Source organism: Pseudomonas sp. NDM, from assembly GCF_003105095.1.
Taxonomy (GTDB): Bacteria; Pseudomonadota; Gammaproteobacteria; order Pseudomonadales; family Pseudomonadaceae; genus Aquipseudomonas; species Aquipseudomonas moraviensis_A.
Genome location: NZ_QETJ01000019.1, coordinates 37,668 through 56,578, shown reverse-complemented (window position 1 = coordinate 56,578; position 18,911 = coordinate 37,668). Strand labels below are relative to the sequence as shown.

Below are 18,911 nucleotides of genomic sequence, written 5' to 3'. Positions count from 1 at the left end.
TCCGGTTTGCTTCGCTGCACCTCCTTCCGCTGTGTCTGGCTGCGCCAGACGGTCGCTACGCTCCCACGCCCGGATCAATCCCTCCGCTCAGCCTTCCGACGTCGCTGGAGGATCAAGATCAAAAGCCGCAGGCGAGCTGACACTCGACCTAGAGGTGAACGCGGAGACTGTAGGAGCTGCCGAAGGCTGCGATCTTTTGCTCTTGCTCTTGCTCTTGTAGGAGTGAGCCTGCTCGCGATAGCTATCTCAAAATGCCCAATACCCACTTTGAGAGCCTGCCCGCAAATGCGGTGTGTCATCCAATGCATCATTGCCTGACACGACCTCTTCGCGAGCAGGCTCACTCCTACAGGAGGTATTTGGCGGGGCGAGTATTTTGGCCGGACTGACAGATCCCTGTGGGAGCGAGCCTGCTCGCGAAGGCGTCAGTCCAGTCGCCGCGTCGCTCTCAGATCTCTTCCCAGCCCCCCCCCAGCGCGTTGTACAGCGCAAGCACCGCATTCAGCGTGCCCTGGATTTGCACACGGTGGACACGATATCCGTGTAGGAGCTGCCGAAGGCTGCGATCTTTTGCTCTTGCATTTAAGGATCAAGATCAAAAGATCGCAGCCTCGTTGCACTCGTCAGCTCCTACCAGCCACCCCCCAACGCTTTGTACAGCGCAATGCTCGCCTGCAGCCGCGACTGGCGCAGTTGCACGTTCAGATCCTGCGCGGCATACAGCGTGCGCTGGGTTTGCAGGACGGTGAGCAGGTCTTCGGCGCCGGCCTGGTAGCGGCTCTGGGCGATGTCAAAGGCGGTTTGTGCCTGGGTCAGTTCTTCGCTTTGCCATTGCCGCTGTTCGTCGAGGCCGCGGATGCTGCTGAGGGCTTTTTCGACGTCGGCGAAACCGTTGATGATCGCCCCGCGATAGGACTCCAGCAGTTCGTCCTGGCGGGCCTTGGCCTTGTCGCGTTCGGCGCTGAGGCGGCCGTTGTTGAAGATTGGCGCGGTGAGTCCTGACGACAGGTTGTAGAACGTCGTGCGCAGCAGGTCGGCGGCCAGATCGGCGCCGCTGCCGAGGCTCGCCTTGAGGGTGATTTTCGGCAGCATCGCGGCGCGGGCAACAGTGACATCAGCCTGCGCCGCTGCCAGTCTGGCTTCAGCGCTGGCAATGTCCGGGCGGCGGCTCAGCAAGTCGCTCGGCACGCCACTGGCGATGTCCGGCCAGTGCAATTGGGCGAAGGATTGCTCGGGCAACCGCAACGCCTGCACCGGCTGGCCGAGCAGGGCGGCGAGGCTGATCAATGCTTCGCGGGCCTGTTGTTGCACCAGCGGCAGGCGACGTTGTTGTTCGGCCACCAGACTTTTCTGCTGGGCCAGTTCCAGCGCGGTGGCGCTGCCGGCGTCGAAACGAGTCTGCACCAGATGCAGCACGTTCTGCGCATTTTTCAGATTGAGTTCGGCAATGCGCGCCTGCTCACGCAAGGCGAGGGCCTGGGTGTAGCTGTTGGCGACGCCGCTGAGCAAGGTCAGTTCGACGGTGGCGCGGTCGAACTCGCTGGCCTGCACAGCGAACACGGCACTGTCGCGCGCGGCACGATTGGCGCCCCAGAAATCGATCTCGTAACTGGCGCTGAGCTCGGCATCGTAATAATCCAGCGAACGATTTTCCGGGCTGACATCCAGTTGGCTGTAGCCCTTGCCGTGGATCAGTTTCTGCCGGTTGGCATTCAATCCGGCCTTGAGTTCCGGCAGCAGCGGAGCGCCGGCAATGGTTGCGCTGGCCTGGGCCTGTCGGACCCGCGCCATCGCGGCGGCGAGGTCGTAGCTGCCCAGCCGCGCCTGTTCCACCAGCCGCTCCAGTTCAGGGCTGCCGAACTGCGTCCACCATTGCCGATTGCTTTGCAACGCGCCGTGGCTGTCGGCGGACTGCCACGCGCTTGGTGGCTGCACGCCGCTGTCGAGGCGCGGCGCCGGGCTGCTGCAGGCCGCCAGCAACAGGCTGGCGGCGAGAAACGTCAGTCGCACTTTCATAGGTCGATCATTCACTGGTGAGGGCCGTGACCGGGTCGAGCCGGGCAGCTTTGCGGGCCGGCATGAAGCCGAAAATGACACCGGTGACCAGCGCACAGGCAAACGCGCCGATCACCGCCAGCGCTTGAAAGGCAACCGACACACCGCTGAGCAACAACACGCCGCCGACCAGCAGCGCCAGGCCGATCCCGGCAATACCGCCGACCACCGACAGCATCACCGCTTCAGTGAGGAACTGGCGCAGGATGTCGCGCTGGCGTGCGCCAGTGGCCATGCGAATACCGATCTCCCGCGTACGTTCGCGCACGGTCATGAGCATGATGTTCATCACGCCGATGCCGCCGACCAGCAGGGAAATCGCCGCAATCGCACCCAGCATCAGCGACAGCGTGCCTTGCGTGCGCGCCTCGGCCTGGATCATGGCGGCATTGTTGGTCAGCTCGAAATCCTTCTTGCCGTGGTGCCGCCGCAGCATCGCCTGCTCGATCGCCTGTTCGGCGTCCTTGACCTTGCGCGCATCCTTGGCGGCGATCACCACGTATTGCGGATTGCGACTGCCGAACAGGCGCATGCTCGCCGCCGAATAGGGCACGGCGATGCGGTTGTCACTATCCGAGTCGCCAGAGCTGGCGCCTTTTTCCGCGAGCACGCCGAGGATCTGGAACGGCACATTTTCGATGAGGATGTATTGACCGATCGGGTTGGCGACATCCTTGAGCAACTTGTCGCGGACCTTGGTGCCGATCACCGCGACAGCGGCGGCGCTGTCTTCATCGGCCTGGGTGAAATAGCTGCCCTGGATCACCGGCCAATTGAAAATCACCGGGAAATTGGTGTCATTGCCGCCGACGTAACTGCTGTGGTCGGCATTGCCAAACCGCACGCCGGCGGTCGAGCCGTTGACCGGCATGATCCGCTCCACCTGGGGCAGGGCGGACAGTTCGGCGACGTCGTCGAGGGTGATGATGCCCTCGGGCGTGCGCGGGTTCGGTGCCGAGCCGCTGAGGTAAATGATGTTGGAGCCGAACGCACCCATTTGCGCCATGACCTGGCGCTTGCTGCCTTCGCCAACGGCGAGCATCACTACCACTGAGGCCACACCAATAACGATGCCCAGCAGTGTCAGCGCCGTGCGAAAACGGTTGATCCACATCACTCGCCACGCGGCTTGCACGGCGTCGACCAGTTCACCTTTCCAGGCTCCGGTCTGGCTGCTGCCACTGCTCAGGCGCTGGCGCAGGTCGACCGCTTGCAGCGCGCCGGGATTGGCCGAAGAGGGCGTGGACGCATGCCCGGCGCTGTCACTGATGATCAGACCGTCGCGGATTTCGATGATGCGCTTGGCCCGTTGCGCCACTTCGCGGTCGTGGGTGATGAGGATGACGACGTGACCCTGATCGGCGAGCTCGTCGAGCAGGGTCATGACCTCGGCGCCGCTGTGGCTGTCGAGAGCGCCGGTCGGCTCGTCGGCGAGGATGATGTGGCCGCCGTTCATCAGCGCACGGGCAATCGACACCCGCTGTTGCTGACCGCCGGAAAGCTGATGCGGACGGTTGCCGGTGCGACTGCCGAGGCCAAGACGTTCCAGTAGCGCAAAGGCGCGGGCATGCCGCTCGGCGGCCGGGGTGCCGGCGTAGATGGCCGGCATCTCGACGTTTTCCTGCGCCGAGCCGGAGGGGATCAGGTGATAGCCCTGAAAGACAAATCCGAATGCTTCGCGGCGCAGCCAGGCCAGTTCATCGCTGTCCAGCTGAGCGACATTTTCCCCGGCGAAGCGATATTCGCCGCTGGTAGGCCGGTCAAGGCAACCGAGGATGTTCATCAGCGTCGACTTGCCCGAACCGGAGGCGCCGACAATGGCGACGAATTCGCCGGCGTGGATCGACAGATCGATCCCGCGCAGCACTTCCACCAGCGGGCTGTCATCACCGCCGTAGGCTTTGCGGATCTGCCGCAGGTCGATCAGACGCGTGTGCATTCAGCCCCCATGACCGCTGGCCGGCGCGCTGAGAATATGTTCGCCCTCGGCCAGACCTTCCAGGACTTGGGTGCGCAGGCGATCGCTGATGCCGGTGCGCACTTCCCGCGCCTGAATATCACCGTTGGCGGCGACGATCTGCGCCCGTTGCCACTGTGGACGCGAGCCCGGTTGCAGGGCGGCGCTCGGCACGGTCAGGGTGTCCTGCGCCTGTTGCGCGACGAAGAACACCTGGGCGGTCATGTCGGTCATCAGGCTGTGATCGGCATTATCGACGTCGAGCAGCACGGTATACAGAACCACGCGTTCGCTGCCGCTGCGGCCACTGGTGGGACTGCCGCCCTGATTCTGTTCGAGCGGGCGCGGCGGCACCGGCAGGATCTGCCGCACGGTGCTGCTCCAGCGTCGGTTGCCGCCGCTGAGAGTAGTGAAATAGGCGGTCATGCCCGGTTTGACATGGCCGATGTCGGCCTCCGAAACCTCGGCCCAGACCGTCATCGGTGAAAGCCTGGCGATGCGCAGGATCAGCGGGGTCTGTTGCTGGGCGTTGAGGGTCTGGCCTTCGCGCGCACCAATGGCCACGACGGTTCCGCTCATCGGTGCGTAGATGCGCGTGTAGCCGAGCTCCGCCTCGTCGCTGCGCAGGCTGGCCTGAGCCTGACGGATCTGTGCCTGGAACATGTCGATGCGCGCCTGGGTCGCACGCACCTCGGCGCGGGCGGTCTGCACGTCTTCCTCGCGGGTGGCGCCACCGGCGGCCAGTTTCTGCTGGCGCTGGTATTTCTGCTGCGCCAGATCGTGCTGGGCACGTTGCTCCTGCAGCTGCGCCTTGAGATTTTCGATGGAGAAGCGTCCGGCATCGAGCTTGGCTTTCTGCGTTGAGGGGTCGATTTCCACCAGCAGTTGGCCTTCCTTGACCGCGTCGCCGGCCTCGACGTGAATCTTCTGAATTTGCCCCGAGGCCTGCGCGCCGACATCCACGTAGCGGCGCGGTTGCAAGGTACCGAGCGCCGTCACGCTGTTTTCGATATCGCCCCGGCTGACCTGCACGGTGGCAACGGCGTCGCGACCGGGCGGCAAAACCTGCCAGGCAGCAACGGCGATCACGGGAATCAGACAGAGGGCGGCGAACAGCGCGCGTCGGGCGGGGCGGGGACGATTCATGCAGGGTTCCGGCCAGTGGTTGCGGCCCGTCGCAAGGCACGACGGACACAGGGGCTGTCCTGTAAACGAGGCATGGGCCATGGAATTTAGCCGCGGACACATCGCGTTGCCGCGCGCCGGACTACCACTATTTGTCCGGTATATGGAATCAGCTCTTTAAATCTATATGAGAATTACTATAAATTACGCACTTCAAGTTGCCACTATCTTGCTACTGCGTTATCCGCAGGCCGGATCAGTGCGCTCAAGGACAGAAACGGCATCGATGCGGTCGGGAGTCATGTTGGAAAACTACTATCGTGAGCTGGTGTGTTTCCTCAACGCCAGACTGGGCAACCGTCAGGTCGCCGAGGATGTGGTGCATGACGCCTATGTACGCGTGCTGGAGCGCTCCAGCGAAGTGCCGATCGAACAACCGCGGGCCTTCCTTTATCGCACCGCGCTGAACCTGGTTATCGACGATCACCGCCGCAACGCGCTGCGCCAGGTTGAATCGCTGGACGTGCTGGATAACGAAGAGCGCTATTTCACTCCCTCGCCTCATGGCACCCTCGATCATGGTCAGCGTCTGGAAATGCTCCAGCGCGCGCTGGCCGAATTGCCGCCGCTGTGTCGCGACAGTTTTCTGCTGCGCAAGATCGAAGGCCTGTCCCACCCGGAAATCGCCCAGACCCTCGGCATCTCCCGGGCGCTGGTGGAAAAACACATCGTCAACGCCATGAAGCATTGCCGCTTGCGCATCCAGCAATGGGATGGCCAGTGATCCGCGCCGGTTAAATTTCCTCTCATCGTCCTCGTTCCTACTCAACAGACGACCTGCTGACCTGATTCAGGCCGGTCAGGCCACCCAGGCTTTTTTCCCCGCGTTGAGGGGTTCATCCAGAGGACACTGGAAATGACACAGGCAAATGCATCGCCCATCGTTCACGACCTGATCGGCGTCGGTTTCGGCCCTTCGAACCTGGCACTGGCCATCGCCTTGCAGGAACGCGGTACGACCCAGGGCGAACTGGATGTGCTGTTCCTCGACAAGCAGGCCAATTACAGCTGGCACGGCAATACATTGTCGACGCAGAGCGAATTGCAGATTTCCTTCCTCAAGGACCTGGTGACCCTGCGCAATCCCACCAGCCCGTATTCCTTCGTCAATTACCTCAAGCACCACGGACGGCTGGTCGATTTCATCAACCTCGGCACCTTCTATCCATGCCGCATGGAGTACAACGACTACCTGCGCTGGGTCGCCGGGCAGTTCACCGAGCAGAGCCGTTACGGTGAAGAAGTGCAGTTCATCGAACCGGTCCTGCATAACCAGCAGGTGGAAGCCTTGCGCGTGATTTCCCGCGGCAGCGACGGCCAGCAGTTCGTGCGCACCACGCGTTCGGTGGTGGTCAGCGCCGGCGGCACACCGCGTATTCCGGAGGCATTCAAGGCGCTCAAGGGCGATCACCGGGTGTTCCACCATTCGCAATACCTGTCGCAAATGGCCCGCCAGCCCTGTGTGAGCAATCAACCGATGAGCATCGCGATCATCGGTGGCGGGCAGAGCGCGGCGGAAGCCTTCATTGACCTCAATGATTCGTTCCCTTCGGTGCAGGTCGACATGATCCTGCGCGGCTCGGCCTTGAAGCCTGCGGACGACAGCCCGTTCGTCAACGAAGTGTTTTCGCCGGAGTTCACCGACCTGGTGTTCCAGCAGAACAGCGTCGAGCGCGAACGGCTGGTCAACGAGTACCACAACACCAACTATTCGGTGGTCGACATCGACCTGATCGAACGCATCTACGGCATCTTCTACCGGCAGAAGGTTTCCGGGATTGCCCGCCATGCCTTCCGCACCCTGACCACCGTCGAGAGCGCCACTGCCACGGCAAACGGCATCGAACTGGCGGTGCGCAACAACGCCACAGGCGAGGTCACGGTGCGCATTTATGACGCCGTGGTGCTCGCCACCGGTTACGAGCGGCAGATGCACCGCAAATTGCTCGCGCCGCTGGAGGAGTACCTCGGCGAATTCGAAGTCGATCGCAATTACAAACTGATCACCGACGAGCGCTGCAAGGCTGGCATTTATATGCAGGGCTTCTGCCAGGCCAGCCATGGCCTGAGCGATACGCTGCTGTCGGTGCTGCCGATCCGCGCCGACGAAATCGCCGGCTCGCTGTATGAGCATGGCAAACAGCGCGGGCATAGTCGCTCGGTGGCGGAGTTGCTGTTGGCGACTGCCAGCTGAGTCTGCATTGCCTGACATACCGCCTTCGCGAGCAGGCTCGCTCCTACAAGGATCTGTGTACGCAGGACAAATGTAGGAGTGAGCCTGCTCGCGAAGGAGCCTTTGCCAGCACCGCAAAGCTGAATCCTGAACCCTTCCTGAACACCCGCCACATTCCCCGCCAACACCTCTTCCAGCCATTTCGCTGCGGGCGTAAGCTGCGCGCGTTTTCATCAATTGCGGAGACCCACAGTGGGTACTTGTTCGAGTGACAGTTGTCGGCCGGTCTCGATCACCGGCAGATTCTCGGCAAGATAACGCGCAGTCTTTCCCTGCCGTTGTCTCGCCGTAACAGCGAGCAGCGGCATCCCGTGCATGGCCAGTCCTGGGTCATGTCTCGACGTCCCTCTCATCGACACTGAACCAAGCGTGCTGACGACCTCAGTCGTCATCGCCGCCTATCGACACGCCTGTCATTGCCGACCGGCGCGCCACGCCTTGCCGTGCCGGTTTTTCCCGGTGCCGAGGCGTGGCGGTACCTGCTCGACGGTTTCCCGGCTGACCACAGGGGACACAGCCATGAAACTGAAGCTCAAGGAATTTTTCGCAGGCTTTCTGCGCAGCCGCCATATCGCCCGACACTTTCGTCGTCTGGCGCTGCTGGACTCGATCAACGACACCACGGTCAGCCGTGAAGTGCCGCCGACGCTCGCCAGTAAGCTGGTTGCCGCCGCCCATGAGGACAGCGCTGCGTTGCTGTCGTCACTGGGCACCCACGGCGAGGGCCTCACCGATGTCGAAGCCGATGCACTGCGCGCGCGACATGGCCTCAATGAGGTCGAACACGAGCAACCGCTGCCGTGGTGGACCCATCTGTGGCACTGCTACAAAAACCCGTTCAACCTGCTGCTGACCTTGCTCGCGGTGATCTCCTGGCTGACCGAAGACCTCAAGGCTGCCGTGGTGATTTTCTCCATGGTGGTGCTGTCGACGCTGCTGCGCTTCTGGCAGGAGAGCAAATCCAATCAGGCCGCCGATGCGCTCAAAGCCATGGTCAGCAACACCGCCACGGTGCTGCGCCGGGATGGCCCACGCCGGGAAGTGCCGATCAGGCAACTGGTGCCCGGCGATCTCATCGTACTGTCGGCCGGTGACATGATTCCCGCCGATTGCCGCGTGCTCAGCGCCAAGGACCTGTTCGTCAGTCAGGCTGCGATGACCGGCGAATCGATGCCGGTGGAGAAATTCATTCATCAGGGGAATCGCGACACGCGCAATCCGCTGGAGCTGGACAACCTTCTGTTCATGGGCACCAACGTCGTCTCCGGCAGTGCTGTTGCGCTGATTCTCACCACCGGCAACAGCACCTATTTCGGCGCGCTGGCACAACGGGTCGGCGCGACGGACCGGGCGGTGACCTCGTTCCAGCAGGGCGTCAACAAGGTCAGCTGGCTGCTGATCCGCTTCATGTTCGTCATGGCGCCGCTGGTGCTGTTCATCAACGGTTTCACCAAGGGCGACTGGACCGAAGCGCTGCTGTTCGCGCTGTCGATTGCCGTCGGCCTGACCCCGGAAATGCTGCCGATGATCGTCACCTCGACCCTGGCCAAAGGCGCCGTGTTTCTGTCGCGCAAAAAGGTCATCGTCAAACGCCTTGATGCGATCCAGAACTTCGGCGCCATGGACGTGCTGTGTACCGACAAGACCGGCACGCTGACTCAGGACAAGATCTTTCTCGCGCGCAACGTCGACGTCTGGGGCGAAGACAGCGACGAAGTGCTGGAACTGGCCTACCTCAACAGCTACTACCAGACCGGCCTGAAAAACCTGCTGGATGTAGCGGTGTTGGAACACGTGGAAATCCACCGTGAACTGAAAGTCGGCACGGCGTTTCGCAAGGTCGACGAGATCCCGTTCGACTTCAATCGCCGGCGTATGTCGGTCGTCGTGGAGGGCCGCGATCAGCCACATCAGCTGATCTGCAAAGGCGCGGTCGAGGAAGTGCTGGCGGTGTGCAGTCGCGTGCGTCATGGCGAAGTCGATGAAGCCTTGAGCGATGAATTGCTGACCCGGATTCGTCAGGTCACCGCAGCATTCAACGCTGAAGGCTTGCGCGTGGTGGCCGTGGCCGCCCGCTCGATGTCCGAAGGTCGCGACACTTACAGCCTGGCTGATGAAAATGAACTGACCCTGATCGGTTACGTGGCGTTCCTCGATCCACCGAAGGACAGCACCGCACCGGCGCTCAAGGCCTTGGCCGAGCATGGCGTAGCGGTGAAGGTGCTGACCGGCGACAACGAACTGGTCACGGCGAAGATCTGCCGCGAGGTCGGCCTCGCCCAACAGGGGTTGCTGCTGGGCAACGACCTCGAGCGCATGAGCGATGCCGAACTGGCCGTGGCGGTCGAGAGCACCAACGTCTTCGCCAGACTGACGCCGTCGCACAAGGAGCGCATCGTCCGTGTGCTCAAGGGCAATGGCCATGTGGTCGGGTTCATGGGCGACGGCATCAACGACGCGCCGGCGCTGCGCACCGCCGATATCGGCATTTCCGTCGACAGCGCGGTAGACATCGCCAAGGAAGCGGCGGACATCATTCTGTTGGAAAAAAGCCTGATGGTGCTGGAGGAGGGCGTGCTCGAAGGGCGGCGCACCTTCGCCAACATGCTCAAGTACATCAAGATGACCGCCAGTTCCAACTTCGGCAATGTGTTCTCGGTGCTGGTCGCCAGTGCGTTCATCCCGTTCCTGCCGATGCTGCCGATGCACCTGCTGGTGCAGAATCTGCTCTACGACATTTCGCAGATCGCCATTCCCTTCGACAACGTCGATGAGGAGATGCTGAAACAACCGCAACGCTGGCAACCGGGGGATGTCGGGCGCTTCATGCTGTTCTTCGGCCCGATCAGTTCGATTTTCGACATCACCACGTTCGCCTTGATGTGGTACGTGTTCGATGCCAACACCGCGGATCACCAGACGCTGTTCCAGTCCGGCTGGTTCGTGGTCGGGTTGCTGACCCAGACGCTGATCGTGCACATGATCCGCACGCCGAAGATTGCGTTCCTGCAAAGCCGTGCAGCCATGCCGTTGATGGTCATGACCGCGATCATCATGGCGGTGGGAGTTTTCCTGCCGATGGGGCCGCTGGCGCACTACTTCAAATTGCAGGCGCTGCCGCCGCTGTATTTCCTGTTTCTGCCGCTGATCCTGCTGGCGTACATGGCGCTGACCCAGGCGGTGAAGGGCTTCTACATCCGTCGGTTCGGCTGGCAGTAATGCTGCCCCCTATAGGAGTGAGCCTGCTCGCGATAGCGGTATTGCAGTGACATTGAAGTTGACTGACACACCGCCATCGCGAGCAGGCTCACTCCTACAGGAGTACCGGTGCGTCCGTCAGTGCGGGGATGCCCGGATGAATGGCCGGATTTTTAGGAAAAGTCCTACAGAGCTAGCCTCGGCGCTTGCGTAGTCTTGCCCTCCCCAAACCTCACCGGGAGAATGACCATGAGCAACAAAGCGTTGCGCATCCTGATCGCCGACCCGCAGCATTTTCATCGAATGAAAATCGAGCGCCTGTTCAATGAGCTCGGCTACTACCGCGTGGCCCCGGTGCAGAATCTCGGCGAATTGTTGACTCTGGTCGACTACGGCTGCGAGCCGTTCGATGTACTGGTGATCAATGCAGAACTGGCGGCAGGCTCCCTGGACCTGCTGGGCTTTCTGCTCGATAACCCACAGGTTCGCCACGCTCTGATCTACAACGAACAGTCAGCACCGTTGCAGGCACTGGCAGGCTTCGCTCAGGAAAACGTGCAGATCAGCCCGGCGCCACTGCCCAATTCACAGCTCGTCGGGCAGGTGATGGCAAGGGTCGAAGCCGCCGGCGAACGCCGGCAAGCACCTGACACACACTGGTTGTTGCGCCATGCCAATGCATAAAAATCCAGACTGCACAACTGTCAGACTTGACAGGTGATTCGCTTGTCCATCCATGTAACAGTGCCGGCGCAGCCACCAACTCCGAAACGGGCTGGTGCGGTGTCTTTTACGATTGTGCAGGAGTGCCAATGAAGTCAGCGCTGATCGTTGATGATCACCCCGTAGTGCGCGCGGCTATCCGAATCGTCCTGCAGGCTCAAGGTTTCACCCAGATTCATGAAGCGTCCAACGGCAATGAAGTCGTGCCGTTGATCCGCGAGCATGATCCGCAACTGGTGGTGCTCGATCTGGGGCTGGGCTCCATGGACGGGCTGGAAGTGCTCACGCGCATCCAGATCAAGGCGCCGACGGCGCGCTGCCGGGTCCTGGTGTTCAGCATGCATGAGCCCACGCATTATCAAGAGCGCTGTTTGCGTGCCGGGGCGATGGGCTACGTGACCAAGAGCAATCAGTTGACCCTGCTGCACGAAGCCATCAAGGCACTGATGTCCGGCCACACCTATTTCTCCGCGTTGCCTAATACCAGCGGTCTGTACAACGCTGTGCAACGCACTGAAAAGGAGATGATCGATCAACTGTCCGATCGAGAGTTATGTATTTTCGTGCAATTGGCGCTGGGCAAGCCGAACAAGGCCATTGCTCAGGAAATGCACTTGAGCCACAAGACCGTCAGCACCTATAAAACCCGCATGATGGCGAAACTCTGTCTGGGGTCACTGGTGCTCCTGCGCGAATTTGCCAAGCGCAATCACTTGATCTGAGTGTCCGACATGACGCAGGGACTGCGGATTCTATGGCTGTGGCTGGGGCTGGTGACGTCGGTCTGCGCCGGTGCACCGCCGCAGATACTGGAGGTGCTGGCCCGCCCCGAACCGGGCAACGTCCAGGTTCGCCTCGACGAGCGGGAACGCCAGTGGCTGCGTGAGCATCCGCTGTTGCGCATGGGCATTTCGGGGCGGGACTATCCGCCGTTCGAGATCACCCGCAATCGGCACGAGCTTGAAGGGCTCACCGCCGATTACGCCGATCTCGTGGCGCAACTGCTCGGCGTCGAACTCCAGGTGCAGCGCTTCTCCGATCGTCCTGCGGTCATGGCCGCACTCAAGCGCGGCGAGATCGATCTGCTGGGCACATCGAACAGTTTTGAAGTGGCTGACCCGGCTTTTATCCTTTCGCGCCCCTACGCTGAAGATCAGCCGATGCTGGTCACCCGCCACGACGAAAAACTGCCTGCCGATCTGGCGGCCAAACGCATCGCCCTGGTCGAAGATTACCTGCCACTGGCCGCTGTTCAGGCGTTCTACCCCGACGCGCAGGTGCAACTTTATGCCTCGGCAATGGATGCACTCGGCGCGGTCGCTTTCGGTGCCGACGATGCCTATCTGGGCGACTTCATCAGTGCCAACTACCTGATCAACAACAATTACCGCAACGACCTGCAATTGGCCGGGCCGTCGGGGCTTGACGCCAACCCCTTCGCTTTTGCGTTGTTGCGCAGCGACGTGGTGCTCAAGCGCCTCGTCGACAAGGCATTGCAGGCCGTGCCCATGGAGCGCCGGCATCTGATCGAACAGCGCTGGAGTGTCGGCCTCGCCGAAATGGCCGAACAGTCCCGGGTGCAGCTCAGCGCCGCCGAGCAGCAGTGGCTGGAACAGCATCCGACGGTGCGGGTGGGCGCTGTCGAGGACTTTGCGCCCCTGGCGTTTTTCGGTGCCGACGGGCGTTTCAGCGGATTGTCGGCGCAGTTATTGAGCCTGATTGCGCAGCGCAGCGGGCTGAATTTCGAGATCGTGCGCGGCGCTTCACTGAACGATCAGTTCGAACAACTCCAGGCCGGTGAGCTCGATGTATTGCCAGTGGTGACGCCCAGCACCGAGCGTGAAGCGCAGCTGCAATTCACCCGCGCCTATCTGAACAATCCGTTCGTGCTGGTCAGCGCTGCGCATGGGCCGCATCCACTGCCGCTGGAGGCGCTGGCGGGCAAACGCCTGGCCATCTATCGCGGCCACCCATTGCGCGATTACCTGCTGCAACGCGTGCCCGGTCTGCGTCTGGTCGAGGTCAAGAGCCCCGCCGAAGGCATGGCGCTGATTGCCAGAGGACAGGTCGATGTGACGGTGAGCTCATTACTGGTGGCGCGTTTTCTGATCGCCCGGCAGTACCGCGACCGCCTGCGGATCACCGGCACCGTTGGCGACCAGCCGGCGCGCATCGCTTTGGCCACGGCGCCGCAATCGGCGTTGCTGCATTCGATTCTGAACAAGGCGTTGCTGAGCATCGCGCCGCAGCAGATGGATGAACTGGTCGAGCGCTGGAGCCACGATGTGGTGGTCGAAGACAGCTACTGGCTGCGCCACCGTCAGGAGATTCTGCTGGGTTTCGCCGGCGCAGCGGCCTTGCTCCTGCTGGCAATGCTCTGGATCGGCTGGCAGCGTCGGCAGATTCACCAGCGTCAACAGTGGTTGCTGCAGCTGCAACAGGCCAAGGATGTCGCAGACGAGGCCAATCGGGCCAAGAGCACCTTTCTGGCGACCATGAGCCATGAGATCCGCACACCCATGAACGCGTTGATCGGCATGCTCGAACTGGCCCTCAAGCGTGCGGAGGAGGGCGTAACTGACCGCTTGGCGATTCAAGTGGCCTCGAATGCCGGCCAGCAACTGTTGGCGTTGATCGGCGATATTCTCGATATCGCCCGCATCGAGTCGGGGCATTTGTCCCTCGCCCCCGAGCGGGCCAATCTGCGCGAGACCGTTTCATCGGTGTGCCGGGTGTTCGAGGGGCTGGCGCGGCAGAAGCGTTTGTTGTGGCGCATCGAACTCGATCCGCGCGCCGACATGGACGTGCTGATCGATCCGACACGCTTCAAGCAGGTGCTGTCGAATCTGCTGAGCAATGCGATCAAGTTCACCGAGGCCGGCGAGGTCAGCCTTCAACTGCAGATCGGTGCGATATTGGACGAGCAGGTGAATGTGCGAGTGCTTATCCAAGACAGCGGCATCGGTATCAGTGCCGCCGATCAAAAGCGCCTGTTCAATCCCTTCGTTCAAGCAGGCAATAGTCCACAAGCGGCGCGCAGCGGGTCCGGTCTGGGGCTGGTGATCAGTCGCAACCTTTGCGAAATGATGGGCGGCACGTTGCGTCTGGACAGCGATCCCGGGCAAGGCACACGCGTGGAAATCAACCTGCAGTTGCCACTGCTGACCGCGATGGCGACCACCGCGGCAACCCCCGACGCGGCGGCCGCCACCTGTGTATTGAACGTGCTGGTGGTGGACGATCACCCGGTCAACCGCTTGCTGATGTGCTGGCAACTGAGCGAACTCGGGCATAGCACGGTAGACGTCGGTGATGGTGAACAGGGGTTGGATCGCTGGCGAACCCAGGCCTTCGATGTGCTAATCACCGACTGCAACATGCCGCGACGCAATGGCTATGAGCTGGCGCAGGCGATTCGCGACGAAGAAGCCGCCACCGGACGCAGGCGTTGCCTGATTCTCGGTTTTACCGCCAACGCGCAGATCGAAGAGCGTCTGCGCTGTCTGGATGCCGGCATGGACGGCTGCCTGTTCAAACCGATTCGCTTGCATGATCTGGCGCAAGCCCTGAGCGGCGCCCACTCTTGCGAGCCGCACGAGGCTCACCTGCCGGCCGCCGAGCCTGTCGAGATTGATCTGAGTGCCCTGGAACAGATGGCCGGTGCCGACCACTCGTTGATCGAACGCTTGCGCAAGGAAGTCGGCAACAGCCTGCGCGATGATCTCCAGGCTCTGGATCAATTGCAGGCGAGCGACCGCGAAGACTTGCGCGAGTTGGCCCATCGCATCAGGGGCGGGGCGCAGATGGTCGGGGCTGCGCGGGTTGTTGCGGCGTGTGTTGAGCTGGAAACGGCTTGCCGAGACAGGGACAACGGGGTCATCAGCCACGCCATCGACAGGTTGCGCGAAGCCATGCACAGCCTCGCGCGCTGTCTCTGAGCCCATGCCGCCTCCTGTAGGAGCAAGCCTGCTCGCGAAAGGCGCTACCGGGCCATTGTTCTGTCTATGGAACACTCAGGCCGATTTGCACCCTCTAGTCGAATATTCGATATGCCTTTAGGCTGAATCCAATGCAATGACACATTGGAGACCCCATGAAAAACATCATCGGCATCTACACCAGCCCGCGCGGCCATTGGGTCGGCGATGGTTTCCCGGTGCGCACGCTGTTTTCCTACGACAACCTGGGCAAGCACATCAGCCCGTTTCTGTTGCTCGATCACGCCGGACCCGCCGAATTCACCCCGACCACAGAACAGCGTGGCGTCGGCCAGCACCCGCACCGTGGTTTCGAAACCGTGACCATCGTTTATGACGGTGAAGTGCAGCACCGCGACTCCACTGGCAGTGGCGGCACCATCGGCCCGGGTGACGTACAGTGGATGACCGCAGCGTCCGGCATTCTCCATGAAGAGTTTCATTCGGAGAACTTCGCCAGAACCGGCGGCAAGCTGGAAATGGTCCAGCTGTGGGTCAACCTGCCGGCCAAGGACAAAATGGCCGCGCCGGGTTACCAGACCATTCTCGATCGGGATATTCCGAACATCGCGCTCAAGGACGACGCCGGCAGCCTGCGTCTGATCGCCGGTGAATTCGCCGGGCACACCGGCCCGTCGCGGACGTTCACGCCCATCGACGTCTGGGATCTGCGCCTCAATGCTGGCAAGTTGCTGACGCTTGATTTGCACGAAGGACGCAACACCGCGCTGGTGGTGTTGAAGGGCTCGGTGCAGGTCAACGGCGCGGAATCGGTGGCAGTGGGGCAGTTGGCGCTGTTCGAACGCGACGGTGATCGACTCACCCTGCAAGCCAGCGAAGACGCTGTGGTATTGCTGCTCAGCGGCGAGCCGATCGACGAACCGATCGTCGGCCATGGCCCGTTCGTGATGAACACCGAGCAGGAAATCCACCAGGCCTTTGCCGACTTCCAGTCCGGGCGCTTTGGCCAGATGCAGGCCTGACGCTGAGCTTTACTGGCAACTGAAACGCCCCTGTGGGAGCGAGCCTGCTCGCGAATGCTCTGATTCAGTCTAAGGGGTAGTGACTGACAGAACGCCTTCGCGAGCAGGCTCGCTCCCACAGGTTTTTCAGCGTTTTCGAGACGCTGGTCATTCGCCGAAATCAATTGCTCCTACACTGAGCCAATCTGTGCGATCTTCTCGCGATTGGCCTTTGTCGGAGTTGTTTGATGCTGTCTCTGCTGACCGAACATCCGTTGTTTTGCGCATTGATCCTGATCCTGCTCGATCTGGGCCTGTGGCGGCTGATCAGCTCTCGCGGCAGCGAATGGAAACTGCTGGTGCGGGTGCTGATTTTCGCCCTGTTCAGCATTGTTCTGTTCAACGAAGGCCTCAATCCGATGGAGCCGGCGCCGTGGGCCGACAACGTGCCGTTGCATCTGGCGGCGACCGGGTTGCAGATCGGTTGGTGGCTGTTCGGCGCGCGCACCCTGACGGTGTTGATCGGTGCGGTGATGATGCAACGGGTCGGCCACACCGGCCGGCTGTTGCAGGACTTGCTCGGCGCGGTAATTTTTCTCATCGCGATCATCGCGGCACTGGCTTACGTGCTCGATCTGCCGGTCAAAGGCGTGCTGGCGACCTCCGGCGCGTTGGCGATCATTGTCGGTCTGGCCTTGCAGAGCACGTTGAGCGACGTGTTCTCCGGAATCGTCCTCAACACCACCAAGCCCTATCAACTCGACGACTGGATCTCGATCGACGGCACCGAGGGCCGCGTCACCGACATCGACTGGCGCGCCACGCGTTTACAGACCAGCCAGGGCAGCATGGCAGTGATTCCCAACTCGCTGGCGGCCAAAGCCAAGATCATCAACTTCAGTCGCCCAAGCAACATGTTCGGTGTTTCGGTCAGCGTGCCTGTCAGCCCCCATGCCCGGCCCAGCTCGGTGATCGAGGCGCTGGAGCGAGCGATGCAGGGCTGCCGCCAGTTGCTCGACACACCCGCGCCCAGCGTGGCGCTGAAAAGCTCTGCCAGCGGCGGCGCGGAATACGAGATCAGCGGGTTTGTCGCCTCGATGGGCGAGAAGCGCGTGGTGCGCAATCAGCTGTTCGATCTCGCTTACCGACACTTGCAGGCGTCCGGGGTCAATCTGCTGTCGAGCACCGAAACCAGCGCCGCGCCGCATTTGTCGCGGCCACGGGCGCTGCTGGAAAGCTCGCCGATCTTCTCGACCCTGCGCGAAGAAGAGAAAGACACCTTCAGCCAGAACATGACCCTGCAAACCTTCCGCGCCGGCGAAACGATTCTGGCGGGCGGGGAGGTCAGCGATCATTTGTTCATCATTGAATCCGGCGTGGTTTCCGTGACGCTCAAGCGCCACGGCGCGCCACTGGAGTCCGGACGCATGGGGCCGGGCGAGGTGATCGGCGAGGCCGGGATCCTCTCGGACACCGCGCTGCCGGCGGATTTTTCCGCGAAGACTTTCTGCGCCCTGTATCGCATCGAGAAGTCCTACCTGAAACCCTGCCTGGACGCGCGCCACGACATCCACGATGCGATGCAGGCATTGCTCGATTTCCGCCTGCACAAGGCGCAATCGCTGACCGAGGAAGCGCCCGTAGTCGCGCCAAAAAGAGGCTTTCTGCAGTGGTTGCGTAATCGCGTCTGAGGCTATCTCTGCGTCATTCGATGCAACCTGGGCGGCGCTCGCGGGGTCACAATTTTCAATCCCACCGGGCAGGAGTTGCGGACGATGAAAAACCTGCGAATCGCCACCTTCAACGTCAACGGCATGCGTGCGCGGCTGCCGAATCTGCTGGAATGGCTCGAGCGCGAGCAGCCGGACATCGCCTGTCTGCAAGAACTGAAATCGGTGGACAGCGCGTTTCCCGCCGCAGAACTGGAAGCGGCCGGTTACGGTGCGATCTGGCAGGGCCAGGCATCATGGAATGGCGTGGCGATTCTGGCGCGGGATGCGCAGCCGCTGGAAAGTCGGCGTGGTTTGCCCGGCGATCCCGATGACACCCACAGCCGCTATATCGAAGCAGCGGTGCATGGTGTGTTGGTCGGTTGCCTGTATCTGCCCAATGGCAACCCGCAGCCGGGGCCGAAATTCGATTACAAACTGGCCTGGTTCGAACGCCTGATCAGTTACGCCAAAGACTTGCAGAGCAGCGATCATCCGGTGGTGCTGGCCGGTGACTTCAATGTCGTGCCCACCGACATGGACATCTACAACACCCGCTCGTGGCTCAAGGATGCCTTGTTGCAACCGGAAAGCCGCGAGTGCTACCAGCGGCTGCTGGATCAGGGATGGACCGATTCCCTGCGCCACGTGTATCCCGAAGAACGCATCTACACCTTCTGGGATTACTTCCGCAATCATTGGCAAACCAACTCCGGCCTGCGCATCGATCACTTGCTGCTCAACCCGGCATTGGCTCCGTATCTGCATGACGCCGGCGTCGACGCCTGGGTGCGCAATGAGCCGCACGCCAGTGACCATGCACCGACCTGGATTCGTATTGGCTCGCGGAAAAAGCGCTGAGCGGGCGATTGGCGAAATCAATTGTCGCAAGCCGTGCTTGATCCCGTATAC

Annotated in this window: 12 protein-coding genes; 9 read left to right on the top strand and 3 right to left on the bottom strand. The window is 61.7% G+C overall.

Going from position 1 to position 18,911, the window contains the following annotated elements; all coding sequences use genetic code 11:
• Positions 1-630 precede the first annotated feature (630 nt).
• The 3 genes from DCO47_RS07340 to DCO47_RS07330 are packed head-to-tail and all read right to left on the bottom strand — an operon-like array spanning position 631 to position 5,158.
• A complete protein-coding gene (locus DCO47_RS07340; protein ID WP_116657810.1) occupies positions 631-2,016 on the bottom strand; it encodes an efflux transporter outer membrane subunit in 1,386 nt (461 codons plus the stop codon).
• A 7-nt stretch (positions 2,017-2,023) separates the two neighbouring features.
• The gene (locus DCO47_RS07335) at positions 2,024-3,994 is read right to left on the bottom strand and encodes a MacB family efflux pump subunit (protein ID WP_116657809.1); all 1,971 of its coding nucleotides are present in this window, start codon (positions 3,992-3,994) and stop codon (positions 2,024-2,026) included.
• Positions 3,995-5,158, bottom strand: coding sequence for an efflux RND transporter periplasmic adaptor subunit (locus tag DCO47_RS07330; protein WP_064363904.1), 1,164 nt, complete (start codon positions 5,156-5,158; stop codon positions 3,995-3,997). It lies immediately after the preceding gene.
• Positions 5,159-5,438: 280 nt separating this feature from the next.
• Here DCO47_RS07330 and DCO47_RS07325 point away from each other — a divergent pair, with 280 nt between their 5' ends.
• The 9 genes from DCO47_RS07325 to xth all read left to right on the top strand — a co-directional run bounded on the left by DCO47_RS07325 (position 5,439) and on the right by xth (position 18,860).
• Positions 5,439-5,921, top strand: coding sequence for a sigma-70 family RNA polymerase sigma factor (locus tag DCO47_RS07325; protein ID WP_041478511.1), 483 nt, complete (start codon positions 5,439-5,441; stop codon positions 5,919-5,921).
• Positions 5,922-6,053: 132 nt separating this feature from the next.
• Positions 6,054-7,391 (top strand): lysine N(6)-hydroxylase/L-ornithine N(5)-oxygenase family protein, encoded by a 1,338-nt coding sequence (locus DCO47_RS07320; protein WP_065614999.1) that lies wholly within the window; start codon positions 6,054-6,056, stop codon positions 7,389-7,391.
• A gap of 558 nt (positions 7,392-7,949) precedes the next feature.
• On the top strand, positions 7,950-10,649 hold the full coding sequence (mgtA, locus tag DCO47_RS07315) for a magnesium-translocating P-type ATPase (RefSeq protein WP_116657808.1): 2,700 nt from the start codon (positions 7,950-7,952) through the stop codon (positions 10,647-10,649).
• Positions 10,650-10,877: 228 nt separating this feature from the next.
• A complete protein-coding gene (locus DCO47_RS07305; RefSeq protein WP_116657807.1) occupies positions 10,878-11,312 on the top strand; it encodes a chemotaxis protein CheY in 435 nt (144 codons plus the stop codon).
• A gap of 128 nt (positions 11,313-11,440) precedes the next feature.
• Positions 11,441-12,073 (top strand): response regulator transcription factor, encoded by a 633-nt coding sequence (locus DCO47_RS07300; protein WP_042609408.1) that lies wholly within the window; start codon positions 11,441-11,443, stop codon positions 12,071-12,073.
• A 9-nt stretch (positions 12,074-12,082) separates the two neighbouring features.
• Positions 12,083-15,289 carry a transporter substrate-binding domain-containing protein gene (locus DCO47_RS07295; protein ID WP_116657806.1) on the top strand — a complete coding sequence of 1,069 codons (3,207 nt, stop codon included), beginning with the start codon at positions 12,083-12,085 and terminating at the stop codon, positions 15,287-15,289.
• 155 nt (positions 15,290-15,444) lie between these two features.
• The gene (locus DCO47_RS07290; RefSeq protein ID WP_116657805.1) at positions 15,445-16,311 is read left to right on the top strand and encodes a pirin family protein; all 867 of its coding nucleotides are present in this window, start codon (positions 15,445-15,447) and stop codon (positions 16,309-16,311) included.
• A gap of 227 nt (positions 16,312-16,538) precedes the next feature.
• On the top strand, positions 16,539-17,981 hold the full coding sequence (locus DCO47_RS07285) for a mechanosensitive ion channel family protein (protein WP_042609411.1): 1,443 nt from the start codon (positions 16,539-16,541) through the stop codon (positions 17,979-17,981).
• Between the two features lie 84 nt (positions 17,982-18,065).
• Positions 18,066-18,860, top strand: coding sequence for an exodeoxyribonuclease III (gene xth, locus DCO47_RS07280; RefSeq protein ID WP_083353173.1), 795 nt, complete (start codon positions 18,066-18,068; stop codon positions 18,858-18,860).
• Positions 18,861-18,911 lie beyond the last annotated feature (51 nt).